Raw genomic sequence first — 22,854 nt, forward strand, 5'->3', positions numbered from 1 at the left:
TTGTAATATTAACTGGTTCTTAGAAGGACAGGTTTAATCCAATAGTACCTATAACCGGTATGGGATAGGCATTATTAGGATTCTCCGGATCTGTAGCGGTGAAAGATTTACTCTTCAATGTAAGCAGGTTGCTCCCCTGTATATACACCCTTGCTGTTTGCAGTTTCTTGCTGAACACATGCTGGAAATTATATCCCAGTTGCAGGTTCCTGAGTTTCAGATAAGAACCTGATTCCAGAAAATAGGTAGATGTCCTGTTCTCGTTATTACGGTCTACCAGTGTTAAAGCAGGAATAGAAGAATTTGGATTTTCTGCCGTCCATGCATCCAGCGTACGTGCACCCCAGTTAGTACCTGTCCATATAGAAGAAAAGTCTGTATACGTCTTATAGGTATTGTATACCTGTATACCCTGTACCCCTTGCAGGAAGAAGGTAAGATCGAAATGTTTGTATTCAACCGATATATTCAGTCCATAGATAAAATCAGGATCTCCCTTACCAATATAATCACGGTCCTTGTCATCAATTACATTATCGTCGTTAAGATCTTTATAGCGGATACGGCCAAGTCCTTTGCCAAGCTGGGTAGCATAATCATCTACCTCTTTCTGTGTACGGAAAAGGCCATCTGCTACATAACCGAATGTTGAATTAACAGAGCGACCCAGGATGTTTTTATCCTGTCCATTGCCAGGATAAGATGTAAGTACCTCCGGAGGAAGTTTAGTGATCTTATTACGATAGGTAGCCACATTGCCCGTAACAGTCAATGACAGATCCGGCGTGATCTTACCATTGTAAGACAATAATACTTCGATACCCTTGTTCTGCATGGATGCACCATTCACGAACTTTGTTCCGCCTTCCCCGATCACTGCCAGGTAAGCAGGACTGATCAGTATGTCTGAAGTCTTCTTGATAAAATAATCTACAGAGCCGGACAGGTGATTGTCGAATAATCCGAAATCCATCCCGAAGTTTGATTCATCCGTGCTTTCCCATTTCAGGGAAGAGTTCCCCTGTTGTATAAGTGTATAACCGGAAGAAAGCTGACCAGTGCCTGCGCCACTCAGATCATAGGCACTACCGCTGTCAAAATCCCATGTAGGATCTATACCATAAATAGCGGAGTATAAAGTATAAGTAGCATTATTGGCAATTTCCTGGTTACCATTCTTGCCCCAACCATAGCGCAATTTCAGATCAGATACAAAAGGCAGATTTGATTTGATGAATGACTCTTCACTCAGGCGCCAACCAAGTGAAAAAGCCGGGAACATCCCAAACCGGTTATCCTTACCAAAACGGGAAGAACCATCCCGGCGCAATGTAACAGATGCGAGGTATTTATTATCGTAGGAATAATTGACTTTACCGAAATAAGATAATAAAGTATAACCACTACCGGTACCACTATTATCCTTATTCGAAGATCCTGCATTCAGGTAAGCATAATCAATATTCTCCAGTGCATATCCTTGTCTGCTGGCAGTAAAATTCTGCGCCATATATTTAATCTGTTCCTCACCCAACAGGAAATCAAACTTACTTTTTCTCATTGCTAAATTATAGGTAAGCGTATTCTGCCACACCCAGTTACCATTATAGTCCTGAGATGTCTGGGAATAATTGGTATTATCAGACAGGAAACCGGAAGTATAAGATTTCCGTAATGTGCGCTGATAAGTACCATTGTAATCTATACCGTAACTGGTTTTTAAATGCAGTCCGGGAATCACTTCCAGATCAGCATATACATTACCAAATAATCGTGCAAAATTACTTTTATTCTGCGCATTGTCTTCAATAAGCCTTACAGGATTTTGCCTGTCCGTCATACCGGGTGCCGGCCCACCCCAGCCACCATCCACAGTATGCACGGGTACAACAGGTTGCTGTACCAGCGCTGCAAACAGAATATCACTTGCAGGCACCAACGCATCTTTAGTATAGGTAACAGAAAAATTCTCCCCTATCTTTAACCGGCCTTTGAAAAAGGAATAATCCGTATTAAAGCGGGCCGTGATCTTCTGCTGATTTGTTTCTTTTACTATGCCCTTATTGTTATATAATCCTAAAGAAAAAAAAGAATTACCCTTTTCACCACCATTTGCCAGAGAGATATTATATGCCTGCAACAGAGATGTTTGTGCTATTTCATCAAACCAATAAGTATCCGCAGGTTTCATCGTTTTGGCAGCATCAATATATTCCGGCAGTATTACTTTATTGAGCACCGGATTCGTATAATCACCATTCCAGTCGTATTGATAAATCTGGTTATTATCCGGATTGGCACCGTCATTTACAGCCGCACGCCAGTAGGCTTTTCCCCTCCCATCAGTATTCAATGTTTTTAATTTGGTATTGTAATATTGAAGAGAAGAAGAGGCGTCTACATTAATACGGCTATATCCACTCTTTGCTCTTTTGGTAGTAACGATGATCACCCCATTTGCTGCTCGTGAACCATAAATAGTAGCCGCAGAAGCATCTTTCAGCACCTGTATGGATTCAATATCATTCTGGTTCAGTTCCTGCAATCCTCTTTTCGTAGGGATCCCGTCAATCACATACAACGGATCATTGTTACCGAGGGTGCCAATTCCCCTGATCCTTACAGTAGCACTGCTATTAGGATTACCATCTGTAGTAATGAATACGCCGGGAACACGTCCCTGTAAAGCTTTTACCGGACTCCCCAATGGAATGTTTTTTATCTCATTCACATTTACAACTGCTACTGCCCCGGTAAGGTCGGCCTTCTTCTGCGTCTGATAACCTGTAACTATTAGCTGGTTCAATTCCGTTGCATTCTCTTCCATCCGGATAGATAATACGGTCCTATTATCTTCCACTTTTTGTGTGAAGGATTTCATTCCGATATAAGAGAAGGTAAGCACATCCCCCGGAGCGGCCGAAATGGTAAATTGCCCCGTGCCATTGGTAATAGTGTGATTGTTGCCTGCCTGTACCGTTACTCCCGGTAAAGGGGTTTTGTTCTGCTGACTGATAACTGTACCTGTAATTGTTTTTTGCTGTGCTGCTGCGAAGAAATTAAATAGCAGTAAAGGCAAGAGATAGAAGACATTTTTCATAACGTAGCTTTAAATTGAATGGAATATATACATGACACGCTTACTAAAAAACCGGTGCCATTGTCGTTATTTCGGCTATATCATACTCCGGGCAACCGCCTGACTTTGACGCTACCAGCGCCCCCAATGCATTGGCATATGCAAGACTGTATTCCGGTGTACATTGATTAATCTGACAGCTAAGAAATCCGGCAAGGAACGCATCCCCGCTGCCAATCGTATCAGCAACTTTAATGGATTGTCCGGCCTGATAATAAAACTGCTCCTGTATGTACCCCATACATCCCGCGCCACCTAATGTTACTATAATGGTTGTTACACTAAAGTGGTTAGCCAGAGCTATGATCCGTTCTTCATTGGTGGCATAATTGCCATACCAGGAACTGATCAGTTCCAGCTCGGCAATATTCAACTTCAGCAGGTCGCAACTCAGTATTAACCATTCAAGCACTTCCCTTGAATAATAAGGAGCACGCAGGTTAATATCCAATACCTTCCTGGCCCTGGATTGCAATGCTTTACTGAGTGCATTACGTGATACAACATTACGTGCCAGCAGTGTACCATACACCATATACTGCAGGTCATCATCGTGCAGCAGATTTTCAAGTGATGCATTCCAGGTAATGTGATCCCATGCTACCGGATGTACAATATCATATTGCATATCATTATGCTCATCCATCCGGGCATATACTTTACCCGTAGCATAAACAGGATCCTGCTGGATATAGTCTGTGATGAGTTGCTGCCGTTGCATGAGCTGAAGCAACCGTTGTCCGTGACTATCCAGCCCTACACTGGATACAACCGCTACTCGCTGTGACAGTTTTTGCAGGTGGTATGCTACATTCAGCGGAGCACCACCCGGCAGTTCCTTATCGGGTAGTACATCCCACAGTATTTCTCCCAGGCTTACAATGTTATGTTTTATCATAGCTGTGATTCTTTAATGCATGATCATGGTTACCTCAATCTGTTCAAGCGTTTTCCCTTTGGTTTCAGGCATCCAGCGCCATACAAAGAATAGCTGAAGCACCATCATTATGGTAAAGAACAGGAAGATATGCCCGCTCCCTATATGGCTGGCGAGGTAAGGAAATGTAAAAGCAATGATGGCTGCCATGATCCAATGCGTAAAACTACCCAGGGTTTGCCCTTTCGCACGTACCTGCGTAGGAAAGATCTCTGAAATAAATACCCAGATGACTGCTCCCTGTGAGAAGGCAAAAAAGGCGATGTAAAATAGCAGATAAGATACTACCGCAATACCGCCTGAATGCATGTAAAAAGAGATCGCTACCAGGCCCAGTGTGGCAATCAGGCCGATTGTACCTATAAACATCAGTTGCCGGCGACCTATTCTGTCAATGAAACGCATGGCCGTGAGGGTAAATATAAAGTTCACAATACCTATTCCCACAGTAGAAAGCCTTGAAGAATCAGCCTCTAACCCAGACATTTCAAAAATGCGGGGAGCATAATATATAATGGCATTAATACCTGATACCTGGTTGAAAATGGCAAATAATACGGCCAGCATAACGGGAGTACGATATCGCGCAGAAAACAGCCGCTCCTTTGGTACACCAGAGGCAGACTGCTGTTGTGATTGCCGGATAGTAAGGATATCTTCCCGGAAGCTGGTGGGATTAATAATCTGCAGGATAGCAGTGGCCGCCGCTTCTTTATTTTGCTGTAACAGTAACCAGCGCGGACTTTCTGGCACCCAGCGCAATAACACCAGGAATATGGCTGACGGTACTGCCTGAATGCCTAACATCAGCCGCCAGGAATTTTCACCGGTTTGCCCGATCAGATAATTAGAAAAGTAGGAGATCAATATTCCGAATACAACGTTGAACTGGAAAAGCCCTACCATACGCCCGCGGTAATGTGGAGGTGCAATCTCTGAAATGTAAACAGGAGCGGTGACAGAAGAAGCTCCCACACCCAGTCCGCCTATAAAGCGGCAGGCTAAAAAGAAATACCAGTTAGCCGCCATCCCCGTACCTAAGGCAGACAGCAAATAGATGATGGCAACTATTATAAGTGTCGTCTTACGCCCTAGTTTGTCTGATGGCAGACTACCACTCAAAGCACCAATCACCGTTCCTATCAATGCAATAGATATAGTGAACCCGTGTTGCATCTCTGTTAAATGCCAGTATTGTTGAATGGATTGCTCAGCTCCTGAGATAACCGCTGTATCAAAACCGAAGAGAAAACCACCTGTGGCTACCACATAAGCCCAGAAGAACACAATTTTGCTGTTCATAACGTAGAATCTGTTTGAGCTTCAAACCTATTACTTTCCCTAAAGGATGGATTGCTATATAGCACCTATTCCTTCTAAAATTGTATTCTCATATAAATCCCAACTAATAACCTTATTATCAATTTGTTGTAAATAATTTAAAATACATTATCAATAGATCATTTTCAATTTCGTATCATTGTTTTTCGAAAAAGGGACATTCCACCACTTTAAATTCCACCATATTGTCTGCTATATTTACCAAGTACACTTACATTTCCTGCCTATTTGCAATCTTATGTTGCCTGGGCTGCCGGCAAAAATCAACACCCAGATACCGTATTGGATTTTCGCAATGTACAGGCAATGATGACTGGCGCAGAAATATGCTGGTCGAAATGAAACGGGAGTTATTCTATCATCCCGAAATGCAGTTATTATATAAAGACGCTGAAGATGACAGCAAACGTCAGATTAACCAGATAAAGGAATTGCTGTCAGAGAAAATGGATATCCTGTTGGTCTCACCCAATGAGGCGACTCCCCTGGCACCGATTATTGCGGAAGTATATCGTAAAGGTATACCAGTGATTATACTGGACAGAAAAGCAGCCACAGATTCTTTTACGGCTTACATAGGAGGAGACAATTATAATATAGGTAAACTGGCAGCGGAATATATTGCCGGACAACTAGGAGGGAAAGGACGTATCATCGAGGTCACCGGACTACGTGGTTCATCTCCTACAATAGAAAGACACCAGGGATTCCATGATGCCCTCACCCAATACCCTGGATTACAGGTAATTACCAGCCTGGAAGGCAACTGGGGACCCAGACAAACCAGGGAAGCCGCTATCCGGAATCAAGCGGCCATCCGGCAAGCGGATGTCGTATTTGCCCAGAACGATGTGATGGCTTATGCCATGTATAATTATTGCCGGGAAGCCGGATTCCGGAATATCCGGTTTATAGGAGTAGACGCCAGCCCTTATCCTGACGCTGGCATCGACCTTGTTTCACGCAGCATACTGAGTGCATCCCTCTTATACCCCAGCGGTGGTAAGGAAGCCATCAGCATGGCTGCAGATATACTCGCCGGGAAAAAGGTACCCCGGAGTACTTTATTACAGACGGTCCTTATAGATAACAGTAATGTAAAACTGATGCGCCTCCAGATAGACAAAATCCAGGCTCAGCACCATGAACTGGAACAACAGCAATCACTCTTACAAGAACAACGCCGTCTCTATCAGGACCAGCAACACCTGCTCCGAATTGTAGTGACTACCCTGTGTATCGCTTTCCTACTGGGGATTGTACTGATCTTTATACTGAGAACTAACAGACGTATTAATCATCAGCTGAAACAACAGCGCGATGAAATAGTCCAGCAACGGGATCAGTTAGTTGAAATGACCGCCAAAGCGCAGAAAGCTACAGAAGCTAAATTTGACTTCTTCACAAACCTGTCCCATGAATTCCGTACGCCATTAACATTGATTCAGGCACCCCTGGAAAATCTTCTGGGAGAACGGCAACTCTCTTCTTCACAAAAGCAACAGCTTGAATTGATGCAGAGAAATGTGAGCCGTCTCATGCGACTGGTAAATCAATTGCTGGAATATCGCCGTATCGAAAGTGGCAAAATGCAGTTGAAGGTATCAGAAAGTGAACTGGCTGTATTTATGATTGACATCATAGAAGCCTTTAAAGGCTTCGCCGTAAAAAAACACATAGACCTTCGCCTGATCAGCCGGCAACCTGGTATCAAAGCATGGTTTGATCATCGCCTCTTTGACCGTGTACTCTATAATCTCCTTTCCAACGCCTTTAAGTTCACCTCAGATTATGGCAAAGTACATATCTACCTTGAAAAAGCGGAGAATGGTAGAGATGCCGTTATTATTATTGAAGATGATGGCATTGGAATGGATGAATCCACACTGGCACATGCTTTTGAACTATTTTACCAGAGCAGGGAAAGTGAACATAAAGGCACCGGCATTGGCCTGGCCCTTACCCGTGAGATTATTACGCTACACCATGGCTCCGTGAGTGTAAAAAGCCGTAAAGGTGCTGGTACAACCTTTACGATAACGATGCCTGGGTACAGCGATCCCTTTACCTCAGAAGAAATACTAAAGGAAACGGAATACGTGAATGTGATCAATCCACAGCAGAACCACTATATGGAGGAACTGGAAAATACCATACCACTGACACAACTGCCCGTTTCAGGTAAGGAACATCATTACTCTATACTGATCATAGAAGACCATCCGGATCTCAACAGCTTCCTGGCAGGTTTTTTGAATGAGCAGTACGAAGTATTCCATGCGGGCAATGGTACTGAAGGATTACAACTGGCTTTCCACCATATCCCGGATCTGATCCTTTGCGATATCATGATGGATGGTATTAACGGCATACAGGTGCTGAGTACCCTGAAAAAAGATATTCGCACTTCACATATTCCCATTATACTACTCAGTGCCAATAATAGTGAGGAACAACGGATAGAAGGCATGCACCATAATGCAGATGCCTATATCAGCAAACCCTTTAAACTAAAATACCTGCAGGAAACTATCTCCAGCATCCTGAGCAACCGGACGCTACTGAAAGAGCATTATATTGCTGAGCCGGAAATAAGGGTAAATACCAACAATTCCAATAAACAGGATCGAAAATTCGTTAATGATTTTACTGCAATTGTAGAAGAAAACCTGGGGAATGATGGCTTTAGCGTAGAAGATATCTGTCAGCAATTATCTATTTCCAAAGTACAGTTGTATCGTAAAGTAAAACAATTGCTGAACTGTAATGTCAATGATTATATACTGGATGTCAGAGTAAAAAAAGCAAGGTATTTACTCGTTAATTCCAGAATGGCTATTTCAGAGATTGCATTTACCTGCGGATTTTCATCACCCGCTTATTTTTCTACCGTGTTTAAGGCAAGAAGCCAGCAAACGCCCAAAGGATTCAGGGAACAGATTTATAAAAAAAATGAAGGTTGATCAGGTTGCCAAAGATTTTTATGCCGTAAATTTGAGAATTGTTCATTCAGGATAAAAATCAGACCATATGACTGGCTTTATTAAACAATACCGTACAGAAATACGTAATATACTTATCATTGCCCTGCTGGCCATAATTCTACCGTACCTGCCTAAAATGGCAGCAATGATGCTGACAGCCACAGGATTAATCATTTCTATGGCACTGCTGGCAGGCGTTGTAATCGGAATGTCTCTTAAAGTATACTTTCGCACCCTGGTAATGCGTATTAATAAAGATAATGAGGTTACTGCCTAAATTTTTTATCATGATGAAGATTATTTATTTCTGTCTGTTAACAGGATTAATGGCGGCCTGTAGTAATGCTCCTAAAAAAGCACCGGATGCTGAAACCGTAGCCGTAAAACCGGCAGAACAGACCCCGGCGCCAATCCAGGATCCATTAATAGCAGGCAAATTACCGGACCCGGTATGCCAAATGCCTTATGATACCATGTATCATGAATGGAGTGTATACAAAAAAGATACCCTTCATTTCTGCTCACCGACCTGTAAACGGGTGTTCGACAAGAATCCGGAGAAATACGCTTCCAAACTGGGACTGTAATAAAACTATTTTTAATATCATATTTATCCGGCTTTTGACGGAGCCGGATAAATATCTTCCCTGTTTCGTAGCAAAATATCCCGGTGCAACTTCTAAATATGCCTTCTTTTCGACGATTTCCCCCTTTTCGTCGCCGACCAGATGTAACATAATTGACAAATTCACGTCTAATTACAAACTCATTATGTATGAGATCTCTTTTTACCACCCTGCTACTACTTCTTTTCTTTTGTAGCTGTGAGAAGAATGATACAGAGGCCACCCCCTCTATTGATGTTACCGGTACATGGCAACTGGCAGCAACCATGCCATCAACGGATACTTTCTGGCAAGCCATTTCGGCTACAGATTCTGTATATTATATATTCGGGAATAATGGCCAGTTTGCATTTAACGCAAGCTCCTATCACCAAACCGGCACCTATAAGGTATTGGCAGATGGGGTTGGAGTAAAACTGATCGTTACTGGTACAGACTCTCTCTCCCAATATCTTCAGGTAGAAAAAGAAAGCGATTCTACTATAAGAGTTGATGACTGGCTGAAAGGGATCACTAAAGGTTATGCCAGCAAGCTTTTTAAGAAGATAGAATAGGCTCAGTCATAACCCTTCCTTAAAATATTCCCGTAAGTCCAAAAGTTAAAGTCGGCCCCACCTTGTCTCCCATAATAGCCAGGTAAAGTTCAATTGCTATTAATCATCAATACATTGCGTCTGCCATAATGGTTAGGTGAAGTTCAATTGCCATCAATTAGTCAATGAATACATCTTGTCTCCCATGATGGTGAGGTTTGATGGCTGTTGATCAATAAATACACCTTATCTGCCGTGATGCTTAGGTGAAGTTTAATAAAGATCTGATCTAAAAACCCTTATTCTAAAGCCCAATTAATAACCAAAACAGGCAGATGCAGTGTATTTATTGATTAACAGCTATCAAAAGAAACGTCCCGGGAGAATTCCCGGGACGGTCAATTAAAACAGCTTATGAAAATCTACGCTTACGTTCAAATATGATGTACTAAAGATAACCTCACTATATTACTTCACTGTTACCCTAGCATTATCAGCGTATTAACAATTATTCAGTTTTAGAAACTATATCTCAGACCCAACTGCATCTGATGTCTGCTTGCAAAGAAATCCTTTGAATACGGAGTACCGGGATTAGACCAGGTATACACCGGATAAGCAGTAGGTGTACCAGCAGTAGCAGTTGTTAAACCAACACTGGCTGTTGAGTTAAAGGTATTTGGAGAGAAGTATTGAATCCCCCAGTTCTTATTCAACAGGTTAGTAAGGTTCACTATATCATAAGTTAATGTGATAGTGTGTGTTGACTTGCTAACTTTTACATTGAAATCTTGTGTAAAGCGGAAATCTGCCTGTGTATTCCATGGAGTACGTCCACCATTACGTTCTGTGAACTGTCCCTTGCGGCTGTTCAGGTATTTATCTCCCTGGATATAAGAGAAGAATGCATCTGCCTGGCTCTGGTTAGCGGCGGTAAAGAACTGACGCGCTTCTGCCTGATCTTTAGGAATATAAGCAAGACTTACCTGCTGCGGTGTACCCTGTATAGTAGCATTTACGAAACCATATGTGAAAGGAACACCTGAAGAGGTATTAAAGAATAAAGAGAAGTTAGAAATGAACTTGCCATTGTGCAACCAGTCTACTTTATAGTTTGCAGTTACAACTATACGGTGACGGATATCAAAGTTAGAATAAGCCAGTGTAGGATTATTCGGATTTAATGCCTGGTTCAGCTGCCAGTTAGACTCCATAGAGTTACGGATACCATTGGTAATATCTTTAGACTGACCATAAGTATACGCTGCAGAAGCATTCAGACCAAATTTGAAGGTCTTGCTTGCCTGACCGGTAATTGCATAACGGTATCCATCTTTGGTATTAGATAACAGGTAAGCATTGGTGAATTTGGAATTGATCTTTGCACCACTATAGATAGGCTGTTGTTTCTGCGTATCATAAATGTTGTACGTAGGATTATCTACCAGGTTCACTTGCTGGAATTTCAGATCATAAATAGTTTTGGTATAAATACCTTCTACAGTGAAACGCCATTGGTTCGGAGTAGAATAATCAAGTGCCAGGCTGCTTCTCCACATCTGAGGCATCTTGAAGTTATTATCGATTAAGTCTACCTGAGTAGCACCGGTAGCATCATGTACGTCTACACCCTGTGCGGCAACAAACTGTGCAGCACCCTGGTCAGAAACCTTAACAGGATTAGAACCAACAGCAGGTGAATTTGCAGGAGTAGTGTTTTTGAATTTAGTATCATATGCACCAAAGCTATTACCATTGTTATAGTAAGCATAACCTAACCATGCAAATGGAATACGACCGGTGAACAATCCTGTACCACCACGCAGTACCAGACTCTGGTCACCATTGATATCATAGTTAAAACCAAGGCGCGGAGAGATCTGTATGTTGTTCAGATATTTGTTCCTGATATCTTTAGGCTTGGTATAAGTATAAGTGGTACCATAGTTTGCATCAACAACAGCATTCACTGTTTTGTCGCTCAACTGCTGCTTGTTTGGTAAGCTGGTATAATCAAAACGGATACCCGGAGTGATCTTGAAACGATCAGTAATCTGGATCTCATCCTGTCCATAAATACTGTACATGCCAATCTTGAATTTAGCAGGAGGATGAGACATGATATAATCACGACTGTTATCAGTATAATTAAAGTTACCACGAACGCGGCTTGGCTGATCTGCCAGGAACGCACCAACACTATCATAATCCACACGACCATTCCATGAGTTTACAAAACCATAAGTGATATTGTAGAATTCATTGTGCGTACCAATTGTAATATTATTTTTCCCTTTGAAGATGTTCACGTTATCAGTAAACTCAAATGTTTTCTGCTTCATATCAAAAACAGAAGCCTCACGATCTGTACCTAGGAATATAGTTCCACCGTTAGATTTAATCTGGATCTGTGCCAGGGAAGGATCAGACACAGGATTACGATAATCATGAATATCAGAATAACCAACAATCAGACTGTTTGAAAGCGTATTTGAAAACTGGCTTTTCAGTTCAGCTACTGTTGAGGTTTGATTATTCACCTGTTTGTAATCTATACCACCGAAACGGAAGTTCTGCTGATCACGCTCCAGGTTAGTAGCCTGTGAAGTGATGGTATTGTTACGGATAGACAACCGGTGTTTATCACTGATATTCCAGTCCAAACGGTTAAAGAACTTATTAGAATTGGAGTAGATGCTGGTATTACTATAAGTTCCCGGATCATATTTTCCGCTTTTGGTTACATCCAGATCCAGCATATGCTGCCTGATAGCCTGCGCCTGAGCCACTGTGATCAGTGGCATATCTGACGATCCTGCACCCAGGATTACCGGATCATTTCTGCGGGTGATCTCTGCGTTGGTGAAGAAGAACAATTTATCTTTAACGATAGGGAAACCTAAACGAACACCTGTCTGGTAATCATGAAAATCTGAAGGCAGTTTGGAACCGTCACCTGCATTGTTCTTTCCAATCAGGGAAGCATTACGGCCAAAACCATATACGGAACCATGCAATTCATTAGTACCGCTGCGGGTAACAGCATTGATACTACCTCCTAAAAAGTTACCAATCTTCACATCATAAGGAGCCAGGTACACCTGGATGTCCTGTACTGCATCCAGTGATACAGGGTTAGTACGGGTACTGCTTCCTGGCTGACCAGAACTGTTGCTCTGTCCACCCTGAGAAGGACTGAATCCAATTGCATCGTTATTGATAGCACCATCCAGCGTTACGTTATTGTAACGGTAGTTGGTACCAAGGAAGGAGTTGTTATTACTCTGCGGAGTAGCACGGGTAAAATCCTGGAAACTGCGGTTCAGGGAAGGCAGTGTTTTCAGTTGGTTCTGACCTACGCGGAAACCGCCGGCCTTACCAGTGTTATTACCTTTGATCACTACTTCACTTAACGCTTTTGATTCGTCACTCAGCTGGAAGTTAAAAGTAGTGCTACCTAATCCAAGGTTCACATCTATCCTTTCTTCTTTTTTATAGCCAATGAAAGTTACTGTAATTGTGTAAGGACCACCTGGATTCAGGTTGTTGATCAGATAACGGCCATCACCGTTTGTTTGTCCGCCATAACGGGTGCCGGTGCTTGTGTTTAAGGCGATTACTGTAACACCGGGAAGAATTTCTCCTTTAGCACTCACTACTTTCCCAGTCAACTGGGAAGAGGTGATCTGCGCTCTTAAGTTGGTTGTTGAAAGTACAAGGATACTTACAAATAACAGGAGTGAATAGTAAATCTTGTTCACGTCTTTTGAATTTTGACGCAAACCTATCCCTGCTACATTACGCCTATGTTAACACAATATTAAATTAATGTTAACACATAGGCGCACGTATCACTTTCAACGAATTACAAATTAATTCCTTGAACATATGAGGCAACTTTTTGTTCAGATCTGAACTTCTCAGTACAGAATCTGCGTAGGCATTCCTACTTTCTAAAGGAAAGTATTGGCATGGCATACAGACAAAAACATTACCGGATTGGTAAAGATGCGGGAGAAAAAGATCCAGGTTCGCTTATAGGTATCCATATTCTTTTCGCAGAAATCAAAAATAACGTGTGTGTGTTAAGAGAGTGTTACCCCAATATTAACTTTATTAATTATGAATGTTAAATTTTATAACATTTTTTGAAGACTCATAAGTTATTTTGAGTGTAGCCTCTGGAGACGTAGCAACTCTCATGCATAAAAAAAGCCCCCCGCAAATGCGGGGGGCTTTTTTTATATGTACTAACTAATTCCCTTTATTAGTATGCAGTAACCTCAGCACCAGCGGTAGTCCAGCCTGTAGTCCAGTCTGTAGTACCATCAAATGCACCACGGTAAGCTACGGTTGTAAAACCAGTAAGACCAGTGAAATCAGCACCGGTTAAAGCACTAGCACCAGCTTTCAGCAGGAAGCTTGGAGTACCTATAGCAGTAGCAGTAGAAGTTATACCAGCAGAATATTTGTAAGCATCACTGATTAATACATCAGCTACGTTGGTCAGTACTTCTGTACCAGTACCAGCTATCCATGTAGTCCATGCAGCAGTATTAGCAGTCAGCCATTCTCCTTTGTAAGAAGTAGTGCAACCAGCAATGATGTTGTTCTTAAACACCAGTTTGCCAGCAATAGCATTCTGAGAAGTTTTGTTACCTACTACTTTGCTGTCATCGATATACAGCGCAACAGGGAAACCAACCAGCAGAGAGTTATAAATGCTGATAGATGAGTTACGACGGATCTGTGCAGCATGCTGGAAGTTAGCATTGATACCTGAAGTACTGTTACCAGACTGTATAGGTCCGATGATAGTCATGTTAGAAAACACAGCACTTGTTTGAGGTGCATTTTCAGAACCGTTTGAATCGTTATCAGATTCAAAACCGTTAGAACCAGATACGTCAGCAGTAGATTTATAACGTTGAGCAACGCCAAACTGTACTTTACCAGAGAAGCCATTGTCAGTATCGAAATCATCATCCCAGCTATTAGTAGCAACCAGGTGATCGCAATTTACGCTACCGCCAAACCATTCGAAAGCATCATCACCTGAACGGTAAACCTGGATATAACTGATCTTGGTACCACTACCAACACCACCCATTGTTAAACCGTTGATTTCATTATCAGGTGTGTAAGGAAGACCTGCAAACTCGATACGGATATATTTCAGAGAACCGGAGTTATCGGCATCATCTGTACCACCATACCAGATATATGTTTTTTCATCACCACCGTTTGTAGGAATCAGACCACCTTCGATCTTAGCTTCTGCAACAGTTGGATTAACCTTTGCTTTACCCAGCAGGATAATACCACCCCAGTCACCAGCACTACGCGCACCAGCTGCCTGAGAAGAAGTGAAAACAATAGGTTTTGCAGCAGTACCTTCTGCCATCAGTTTACCACCACGGGTTACAACCAGTGTACCTTTATTAGCCTTATCGCCCATGATAACAGTACCCGGCTCAATGGTTAATGTAACACCACTCTTCACATACACGAAACTGTTCAATAAATATTTTTTGTTTGCAGTCCATGTCTGGTTAGCAGTAATGTCACCTTTCACTATAACAAACCCACTACTGTCAGTACCATTGTTGTTAGTGTTGTCGTTGTTATCATCCTTGCTACAGGAAGACAGAATGCTTAAAGAACTAAGCGCGATTAAAGCAAATAAATACCTTTTCATGGAAATGTTTCAATTGTTTAAGAATTCAAAAATATGCTTGCGTTATGATGTAAGTATTAACTACCTGTTATGTATATATTAACTATTTCTATTTAGAGAAACGATAAGTGTAGGTCAGTGTAAATGTACTTCCAGGGCGGAATTGCTGTAAAATATAATCCTCTCCTGAACTGATAGATCCTTTTTTATAAACAGGATTATCAAACTTGTCATTACCATTCTGATCATAATAGAACCGGTACTTTGCGTTCAGGATATCTTTAACATTTAAACGAAGACCACTACGTTTGCTGATATTCAGACTCGCCTGGAAATCCAGCAGATCACGCGGACTTTCATAAATATTTCCCAGTTTACCGGAACCATCAGCTCCACCACCTTCTCCTACCAGATACAAACGTTGTCCTATACGATTGTACAACAGGTTGAAACTTACTTTATCATTAGGCAATGTATAAGCAAGGCTGGTATTGATCACGTAATTGGATTGTCCGGATAATGGTCTGTCTTTCGCGTTCACAACTGAATTATCCTGTACTACAGATTTAATATAAGCCAGGTTAGCATAGAAAGTAGTGTTCTTCAGGAAACTGTTCTGTGAAAGGAATCCCAGCTTTTTACGAATCTCTATTTCAGCACCCACATTATATGCACTGTTGAAATTATACGGAGTTACATCATACTGACTTAAACCGGATGAAGTAACCTTGCTTTCTATCGGATTCTTAAAATGTTTGTAGAATACAGAAGCAGATAATATTTCACCTGCTTTAGGGAAAAGTTCATACCGGAGGTCTGCATTATCTATCTGGCTACGTACCAGTTTAGTATTCCCATTAATCAGGGAAGACATTTCATAGTCGTAATAAGATAAAGGTGCAATCTCTCTCAACTCTGGTCTTGCTACTGTTCTGTAATATGAAGCACGCAGGTTGGAACTTTCATTCAGGGAATAGGTAAAGTTCGCAGAAGGTAAAAAGTCCGTCCAGGTATTATCCAGTTCTATAGAAGAATTGTTGATAGGTGATTTCAACTGCAGATTGAATGATTCCATACGCACACCCCATACCAGGCGGAGCTTGTCGGAGAATCTATTGTCAAACTGTACATAACCAGCCGTTGTTAAAGTATTGGCCTTGTACTGATCTGCACTGGAAGTAATATCATCCAGCTGGTAATAACCACCATTGATAGCATCATCACCATACAATGTAGATATCGGACGTTGTGCAACAGCATCACCACCATCTACATTAGGATCTAATTTCATACCAATATAACGTGCATGAAATTCACGACTACGGTATTGGCCTAATGCACCTATTTTTAAAGAACTCTTATTATTCAGGAAGCGAAACGGATGTGTATAATTTACATCAGCGATATAAATATTCTCATCAAGATCAGAAAACAGACGGTTATTGGCTTTACCAATAGTACCTACATCAGCTATCATTACAGCAGTAGCATCATCTATCGCCCTGCCGTAAGATATTTTGCGCTGGTCGGGCTGACTGTTTGTTACCTTATTATAAGACAATAACCAGTTGATCTTGTTTTGTCCTTCTCCTATCTGGTGATCTCCTTCTACTGCTGTTTTGAACAATGATTTCTGGATCAGGTCAAAAGCGTAATAGTTAATAAATTTGGAACTACCCAGGTTATCACCTTTACGCAAAAGCAGGTTGTCATCAAAGATCCTGTTGTAAAGGTTCTTCCATACAATCTTATTCTTACCGGCAGAATAACCGAAGTTCAGTACAGCACCAAGATTGGAAGAGTATTTATATACATTGTCTATATAATCGTAGTTATCATAATGCCTGATTACATCTTTCATCACTGTTTCATTGTGAGAATAAGTGATAGCAGCAATCATCCCCAGGCTGGCATCTTTTTTTGTATTCCAATGATCGCCCAGTGTAGCCTGTAAATTAACAGCGGGTAATCCTGTTCTTTCTTTAATGCTGTAATCGTTGTTTAATGATTTCTCTGCAGCCACTTCCTGAGCAGGCGTTAACTGGTTGTTGAGAATAGCATTGGTATTTGGGAAGCTGGAAGGCAGCTTACGTCCACCATTATCAAATCCCAGAAAGTCGGTACTGCTTTTATATCCGCTTTTAAATGTCTGGAAAGTGGAAACAGTGTTGAAACCTGTTCCTACAGAAATATCTATAAAATGTTGTTCAGGAATTTCTTTTGTCTGAATATTGATCACACCACCTGCAAAGTCGCCCGGCAGGTCTGGTGTTGCCGACTTGGTGATAACAATGTTATCGATCATGTTGGCAGGAATGATATCGAAAGAGAATGCTTTACGGTTAGGCTCCGTGCTTGGCAGGCTCGCATTATCAATGAGGGCCGCGTTATAACGGTCACTCAATCCACGTACAATTACAAACTTGTTATCCTGGATGGTAGTACCGCTTACACGTTTCAATACTTCGCCGGTACTGCGGTCGGGCGATTTTTTAATTACATCGGCAGAGATCCCGTCAGATACAGCAGCGCTGTTCTTCTGTGTGGTATATAATGCATTGATTGTTTCCTGTTTGAAAGAACCCCTGATTACTACTTCCTGTAATTCTTTTGACTTAGGTTCATCCATGATGATAGCCAGGCTGGTGGGAGTACCCGCTTTTACTACTACATCACTTACAGCTTTTGTCTGGTACCCCATGTACTTAAACTCAATGGTATAGGTGCCGGGAGCTACATTCAGTGAATAGTGTCCTTCAACATCTGTTACTGCACCGGTAGCTGTTCCCTGTATGATAACAGTAACACCTATCAATGCTTCCCCCGATTTTTTATCGGTTACTTTCCCGCTTATTTTTCCATTATCAGCTACAGATGCGTACAGTGAGGCACTCACAAAAAGACATGCGCATAACAGTGTGGACACAATTAATTGTTTCACTTCTTAAGTTGGATTCGTTCGTGATATAGATTGATTACTTACTGGCGCAAAAGTATTACCACAGTGTTACCGCAGTGTTACTGCAAGGTTACCTGAATGTTAATTGTTAAGGAATAATTAAAAAATAGTTAACAACTATAGGGAGAGGAGATATGGTTTCAGAGGGTATTACATAATATAGGTTAAAGATAAAAGCGCTAGCAGAAAGGCTGTGATGGCCCTTGCCTGTTATTTAATAATCGTTCAAGTGTAAGATCCAGTTGTGTATTATACTCACTTCCATGCTTATAAACGTCACTAACTGTAGCGATTAATTGAAAAAGGTGCATCCCTTTATTTGTAAAAGGTTTATTATCCTTATTACATAGTTCCAGAGTAAAATTGAATTTATCTTCCAGTTCTTCCTCAAACTCTCTTAAACTTAATGTTTCATCAATTGGGAACTCTATCAGAATCTCTTCCGGAAACCCGGCTTCCTGCAATGTATCAAAAGCATTTGCTATTGAGTTATGCATAGTATATACGGCAATATTACATGAAAGCAATCGCTGAAACTGCATCTGCAATAGGGAGATAGTCATCAAAGGATGTAATTTCAATACTTTCATTGTGAATCATGGATTATTAGCATTGCCAGTCTAACTAACTGTGTAACAACAATGCAAACTTAGCGGATGTCTATTACCGGAATATTAAGACGTTATTATTATATCATAAATATATGTTAAATCAATACCTTATATGAGGTCACTGATTAGGGAAGCTGATCACCTTGGAAATATCTCCCCAGGGGTGATTTGGGTCTTCTTCCTCTTCCGGTAATATTACTTGGCTTTTGCCCAGGGGATACTGATACAAGCTCCATTGTCCGGCTGTATATTCCAGAGATGTAAGACTTTCTACCCAGTCGCCGGAGTTCAGATATAAAACGGGTTTACCATCGTGCTGCATTTCTTTAATGATAGGCTGGTGGATATGTCCGCAGCATACTACATCAAATTGTTTATCGACTGCTATTTCTGCTACAACCTGTTCAAAATCGGAAATAAACTTTACAGCCTGCTTTACGCTGTTCTTTACTTTTTTGGAGAAACTCATCTTTTCCCGGCCCATTTTTTCCAGGATATTATTCACCAGCCGGTTGATAATGATCAGGAGATCATATCCTTTTCCGCCCAGTTTGGCCAGCCATTTTGAGTTTTTCATGGTTACATCATATACATCTCCATGAAAGAACCAATGCCTTTTACCATCTACATCAAGGATCAGCTTATTGTCGATAGTGAGATTTCCCAATCCGAAGCCTGCGTATTTACGCAATGCCTCATCATGATTGCCAGTCAGATAGTAGACTTCTGACTTACTTGTCATTTTAAGAATTTTGCGGATCACCTTGGTATGGGACTTTGGGAAATAACGTTTGCTGAATTGCCAGATATCGATGATATCTCCGTTCAGAACGAGTATTTTGGGGTCAATGCTATCCAGGTATTGGATCAGTTCTTTAGCGTGACAGCCGTAAATTCCAAGATGTACATCTGAAATTACGGCTATATCTAATGGGCGTTTTTCGGACATTGTAGGTGAATTGAACCGAATAAACCGGTTCTCTGTTATTTATTTTATGAAAAAAAAAGTTCGCAGTTGACCTTGCATTGAATGTTTATAATCCGTTAATGGGCAGTCAATTTCTACTTTGCAAAGGAAAAAATGCTATATTACTTTTACATTAATACAGTGTTAAGGAATTATTAATTAAAAAAATTTCTTGGAGGTATTGCCCCCGGAAAGCTATTTTTGCGCCAAATTCAAACTACACCGTATGGGAGGCTTCAATTCTTTTGTTAAACTATTTGTGCCTAAAGACCGGGTTTTTTACTCATTGTTCGAAGATGTAGCCGCTAATCTTGTGGAAATGGGCAAAGTGCTCATAGAACTTACCTCATCCACAGATCCTGCTGTACGTAAGGATAAAACCCACCTGATAGAAAGGCTGGAGCATAAGAATGACGATTTTACACATCGCATATTTGTGGAATTAGGGCAAAACTTCATTACCCCCTTTGACCGTGAAGATATCCACCACCTTGCTGCCACCCTTGATGATGTGGCCGATTATATCCATGGTTCTGCTAAAAGACTGGATCTTTACAGAGTTGTAGAAATCAATGACAGCGTACGTAAACTGGCAGATCTCATCTACCAGGGTACCCTGGAACTACATAAAGCTATCCCTGAACTGCGTACTATGTCCAACATGCGCAACATCACAGATGCCTGCGTTAGGATCAACAGCCTGGAGAACCATGCCGATGATATTTATGATATGGCCATTGCAGACCTGTTCGAAAAAGAAGCCAACAATGCAGGAGAACTGCTTAAAATGCGCGAAATATACCAGGCACTGGAAATCGCTACAGACAAGTGTGAAGATTGCGCCAATGTGATAGAGTCAATCATCATAAAGTATGCATAATCAGTAGATTGTGTAATTAGGCCAGCCTGTTTTCAACGCAAACAACTTTCTAATGACCTTACTAGTTATCATTATTATACTGGCATTTATCTTTGACTATATCAACGGGTTTCATGATGCTGCTAACTCTATAGCTACCATCGTATCTACCAAAGTACTGACTCCTTTCCAGGCAGTGCTGTGGGCCGCCGTGTTCAACTTTGCAGCATTCTTTATTTCCAAATATGTATATGGAGAGTTCAAAGTAGGTAATACCATTGCCAAATCTATATTTGAGCAGTTTATTACCCTGCGGGTAATCCTTTGCGGACTTATTGCAGCTATTTTATGGAACCTGCTTACCTGGTGGTATGGCATCCCTTCCAGCTCTTCGCATACATTGATCGGAGGCTTCATCGGTTCTGCAGTAGCTGCAGCACACGGTTCCTTTGATGTGATCAACTATGCCAAAGTATTGCCTATCCTGTACTTCATCGTATTGGCCCCCTTTATAGGTATGGCCGTCGGCTTCCTGATTACCGTCTTCATTCTGAATATCTGCCGCAAGGCAAACCCCTACCGGGCAGAAAGCTGGTTCAAACGTCTGCAGCTGGTTTCATCCGGTGCACTGAGCCTTGCCCATGGTGGTAATGATGCACAGAAAGTAATGGGTATCATTGCAGCAGCACTGGTAGCACATGGTAGTATCAGTGATATTAAAGATGTGCCCAACTGGGTACCTTTCTCCTGCTTTGCCGCCATTGGTCTGGGTACTATGAGCGGTGGCTGGAAGATTGTAAAAACAATGGGCTCCCGTATTACCAAAGTTACCCCTCTGGAAGGTGTAGCAGCAGAAACTGCGGGTGCTATTACACTGTATCTTACGGAAGCCTTAGGTATCCCTGTAAGTACTACACATACCATCACCGGTTCAATTATCGGTGTAGGTGCTACCAAACGTCTTTCTGCAGTACGCTGGGGAGTAACAGTAAGCCTGCTATGGGCATGGATCCTTACCATTCCTATCAGCGCGCTGGTAGCCGCACTGGTTTACTTTATCTCAACCTTATTCTTTTAAGAACAGCACACGCTGTTAATAATATTCAAAAGGCTCCGTTAAAATCTCCAACACAGGGGATTATTAACGGAGCCTTTTTTTGCGTAATAGGAGCCGCCAAATGTGATTTTCCTTTATTCCGATAATTTTTTCACTTTTTATCAAAGAGCCGCCTATTTTTGTACGGCTTTTTGAAGAACCAGATTCTATCATATTCAATTATCTACCATGAAAGGTATTATATTGGCCGGAGGTTCCGGAACACGTTTGCACCCAATTACTTATGCTATCAGCAAGCAGATTATGCCTGTGTATGATAAACCGATGATCTATTATCCGCTGTCCACATTAATGCTGGCGGGTATCAAAGATATTCTGATCATTTCTACTCCACACGACCTGCCTGCCTTTAAAAGGCTGTTTGGCGATGGTAAACAATACGGGCTCAACCTGAACTATGCGGAACAGGCAGTACCAAACGGACTGGCACAGGCATTTGTTATTGGCCGTGATTTTATTGGTGATGATAGTGTAGCACTGGTACTGGGTGATAATATATTTTATGGTGCAGGTCTCGGTACCCAGCTGGCTAATAATATCAACCCGGATGGCGGGATCGTATATGCTTACCAGGTGTCTGACCCTGAAAGGTATGGTGTTGTTGAATTTGACAAACAGATGCAGGCTGTTTCGATAGAAGAGAAACCAACACAACCGAAAAGCAGCTATGCTGTTCCCGGTCTGTATTTTTATGATAATGAAGTTATTAATATAGCAGCCGATCTGCAGCCCAGTCCACGCGGAGAATATGAGATCACTGATGTGAACAGGGAATACCTGAAACGTGGTAAACTGAAAGTATCGATCCTGCCCCGTGGTACGGCCTGGCTGGACACCGGTACTTTTGATTCACTGATGCAGGCATCACAGTTTGTACAGGTGATTGAACAGCGCCAGGGTATCAAGATTGCCTGTATAGAAGAAATTGCATACCGTCAGGGCTTTATAACCCGTGATCAGTTGAAAGAACTGGCCAAACCTCTGCTGAAAAGCGGTTATGGTCAATACCTGGAAACAGTGCTGGAACAGAAAAGTTAAGTTCTTTTCGATATAACAGCCGGATCGGGTAATGTATACTGTTGACAATAACCACCAATCATATAC

Annotated in this window: 15 protein-coding genes; 7 read left to right on the forward strand and 8 right to left on the reverse strand. The window is 41.7% G+C overall.

From position 1 onward, the window contains the following. Positions 1-19: 19 nt before the first annotated feature. Genes BM176_RS06015 through BM176_RS06025 form a run of 3 tightly spaced genes read right to left on the reverse strand, consistent with a single transcriptional unit; the run spans position 20 to position 5,378 of the window. Entirely contained in the window at positions 20-3,100 is a 3,081-nt protein-coding gene (locus BM176_RS06015; RefSeq protein ID WP_090100588.1) for a SusC/RagA family TonB-linked outer membrane protein, read from the reverse strand. A gap of 43 nt (positions 3,101-3,143) precedes the next feature. Then, positions 3,144-4,037 carry a PfkB family carbohydrate kinase gene (locus tag BM176_RS06020; protein WP_090100590.1) on the reverse strand — a complete coding sequence of 298 codons (894 nt, stop codon included), beginning with the start codon at positions 4,035-4,037 and terminating at the stop codon, positions 3,144-3,146. 12 nt (positions 4,038-4,049) lie between these two features. Further along, on the reverse strand, positions 4,050-5,378 hold the full coding sequence (locus tag BM176_RS06025) for a sugar porter family MFS transporter (RefSeq protein WP_090100592.1): 1,329 nt from the start codon (positions 5,376-5,378) through the stop codon (positions 4,050-4,052). Between the two features lie 224 nt (positions 5,379-5,602). Between BM176_RS06025 and BM176_RS06030 the strand changes: the two genes are divergently transcribed. From BM176_RS06030 to BM176_RS06045, 4 genes are all read left to right on the forward strand, one after another. Then, positions 5,603-8,380, forward strand: a complete 2,778-nt coding sequence (locus BM176_RS06030; protein WP_143097729.1) for a hybrid sensor histidine kinase/response regulator transcription factor — start codon at positions 5,603-5,605, stop codon at positions 8,378-8,380. A 67-nt stretch (positions 8,381-8,447) separates the two neighbouring features. Then, a complete protein-coding gene (locus tag BM176_RS06035; RefSeq protein ID WP_090100596.1) occupies positions 8,448-8,678 on the forward strand; it encodes a hypothetical protein in 231 nt (76 codons plus the stop codon). Positions 8,679-8,688: 10 nt separating this feature from the next. Next, positions 8,689-8,988 (forward strand): YHS domain-containing protein, encoded by a 300-nt coding sequence (locus tag BM176_RS32710; protein ID WP_218162151.1) that lies wholly within the window; start codon positions 8,689-8,691, stop codon positions 8,986-8,988. 188 nt (positions 8,989-9,176) lie between these two features. Next, complete coding sequence (locus BM176_RS06045) at positions 9,177-9,581, forward strand: hypothetical protein (RefSeq protein WP_090100598.1); 405 nt, start codon at positions 9,177-9,179, stop codon at positions 9,579-9,581. Between the two features lie 497 nt (positions 9,582-10,078). Here the strand turns inward: BM176_RS06045 and BM176_RS06050 are convergent, their stop codons facing one another. From BM176_RS06050 to BM176_RS06070, 5 genes are all read right to left on the reverse strand, one after another. Further along, the gene (locus BM176_RS06050) at positions 10,079-13,321 is read right to left on the reverse strand and encodes a TonB-dependent receptor (RefSeq protein WP_090101682.1); all 3,243 of its coding nucleotides are present in this window, start codon (positions 13,319-13,321) and stop codon (positions 10,079-10,081) included. A 506-nt stretch (positions 13,322-13,827) separates the two neighbouring features. Beyond that, on the reverse strand, positions 13,828-15,258 hold the full coding sequence (locus BM176_RS06055; RefSeq protein ID WP_090100600.1) for a hypothetical protein: 1,431 nt from the start codon (positions 15,256-15,258) through the stop codon (positions 13,828-13,830). 88 nt (positions 15,259-15,346) lie between these two features. Continuing rightward, positions 15,347-18,163: a TonB-dependent receptor gene (locus tag BM176_RS06060; protein WP_218162152.1), complete on the reverse strand. Its 2,817-nt coding sequence runs from the start codon at positions 18,161-18,163 to the stop codon at positions 15,347-15,349. 212 nt (positions 18,164-18,375) lie between these two features. Further along, a complete protein-coding gene (locus tag BM176_RS06065) occupies positions 18,376-18,786 on the reverse strand; it encodes a hypothetical protein (RefSeq protein ID WP_090100603.1) in 411 nt (136 codons plus the stop codon). Between the two features lie 139 nt (positions 18,787-18,925). Further along, positions 18,926-19,756, reverse strand: a complete 831-nt coding sequence (locus tag BM176_RS06070) for a UDP-2,3-diacylglucosamine diphosphatase (protein WP_090100605.1) — start codon at positions 19,754-19,756, stop codon at positions 18,926-18,928. 244 nt (positions 19,757-20,000) lie between these two features. Here BM176_RS06070 and BM176_RS06075 point away from each other — a divergent pair, with 244 nt between their 5' ends. The 3 genes from BM176_RS06075 (at position 20,001) to rfbA (ending at position 22,788) form a co-directional block, all read left to right on the forward strand. Beyond that, complete coding sequence (locus BM176_RS06075; protein WP_090100607.1) at positions 20,001-20,654, forward strand: DUF47 domain-containing protein; 654 nt, start codon at positions 20,001-20,003, stop codon at positions 20,652-20,654. A 52-nt stretch (positions 20,655-20,706) separates the two neighbouring features. After that, on the forward strand, positions 20,707-21,711 hold the full coding sequence (locus BM176_RS06080; RefSeq protein WP_090100609.1) for an inorganic phosphate transporter: 1,005 nt from the start codon (positions 20,707-20,709) through the stop codon (positions 21,709-21,711). A gap of 207 nt (positions 21,712-21,918) precedes the next feature. After that, positions 21,919-22,788 (forward strand): glucose-1-phosphate thymidylyltransferase RfbA, encoded by an 870-nt coding sequence (rfbA, locus tag BM176_RS06085; RefSeq protein WP_090100611.1) that lies wholly within the window; start codon positions 21,919-21,921, stop codon positions 22,786-22,788. Positions 22,789-22,854: the final 66 nt, after the last annotated feature.

Origin of the sequence: Chitinophaga sp. CF118, assembly GCF_900112615.1 — a bacterium.
GTDB lineage: Bacteria > Bacteroidota > Bacteroidia > Chitinophagales > Chitinophagaceae > Chitinophaga.

Excerpts from the sequence above, each read along its gene's own strand:
- BM176_RS06070 (WP_090100605.1), bottom strand. The coding sequence starts at position 19,756 with ATGTCCGAAAAACGCCCATTAGATATAGCCGTAATTTCAGATGTACAT.
- BM176_RS06075 (WP_090100607.1), top strand. The coding sequence starts at position 20,001 with ATGGGAGGCTTCAATTCTTTTGTTAAACTATTTGTGCCTAAAGACCGG.
- BM176_RS06015 (WP_090100588.1), bottom strand. The coding sequence starts at position 3,100 with ATGAAAAATGTCTTCTATCTCTTGCCTTTACTGCTATTTAATTTCTTC.
- BM176_RS06045 (WP_090100598.1), top strand. The coding sequence starts at position 9,177 with ATGAGATCTCTTTTTACCACCCTGCTACTACTTCTTTTCTTTTGTAGC.
- BM176_RS06055 (WP_090100600.1), bottom strand. The coding sequence starts at position 15,258 with ATGAAAAGGTATTTATTTGCTTTAATCGCGCTTAGTTCTTTAAGCATT.
- rfbA (WP_090100611.1), top strand. The coding sequence starts at position 21,919 with ATGAAAGGTATTATATTGGCCGGAGGTTCCGGAACACGTTTGCACCCA.
- BM176_RS06020 (WP_090100590.1), bottom strand. The coding sequence starts at position 4,037 with ATGATAAAACATAACATTGTAAGCCTGGGAGAAATACTGTGGGATGTA.
- BM176_RS06035 (WP_090100596.1), top strand. The coding sequence starts at position 8,448 with ATGACTGGCTTTATTAAACAATACCGTACAGAAATACGTAATATACTT.
- BM176_RS32710 (WP_218162151.1), top strand. The coding sequence starts at position 8,689 with ATGATGAAGATTATTTATTTCTGTCTGTTAACAGGATTAATGGCGGCC.
- BM176_RS06080 (WP_090100609.1), top strand. The coding sequence starts at position 20,707 with ATGACCTTACTAGTTATCATTATTATACTGGCATTTATCTTTGACTAT.
- BM176_RS06025 (WP_090100592.1), bottom strand. The coding sequence starts at position 5,378 with ATGAACAGCAAAATTGTGTTCTTCTGGGCTTATGTGGTAGCCACAGGT.
- BM176_RS06065 (WP_090100603.1), bottom strand. The coding sequence starts at position 18,786 with ATGAAAGTATTGAAATTACATCCTTTGATGACTATCTCCCTATTGCAG.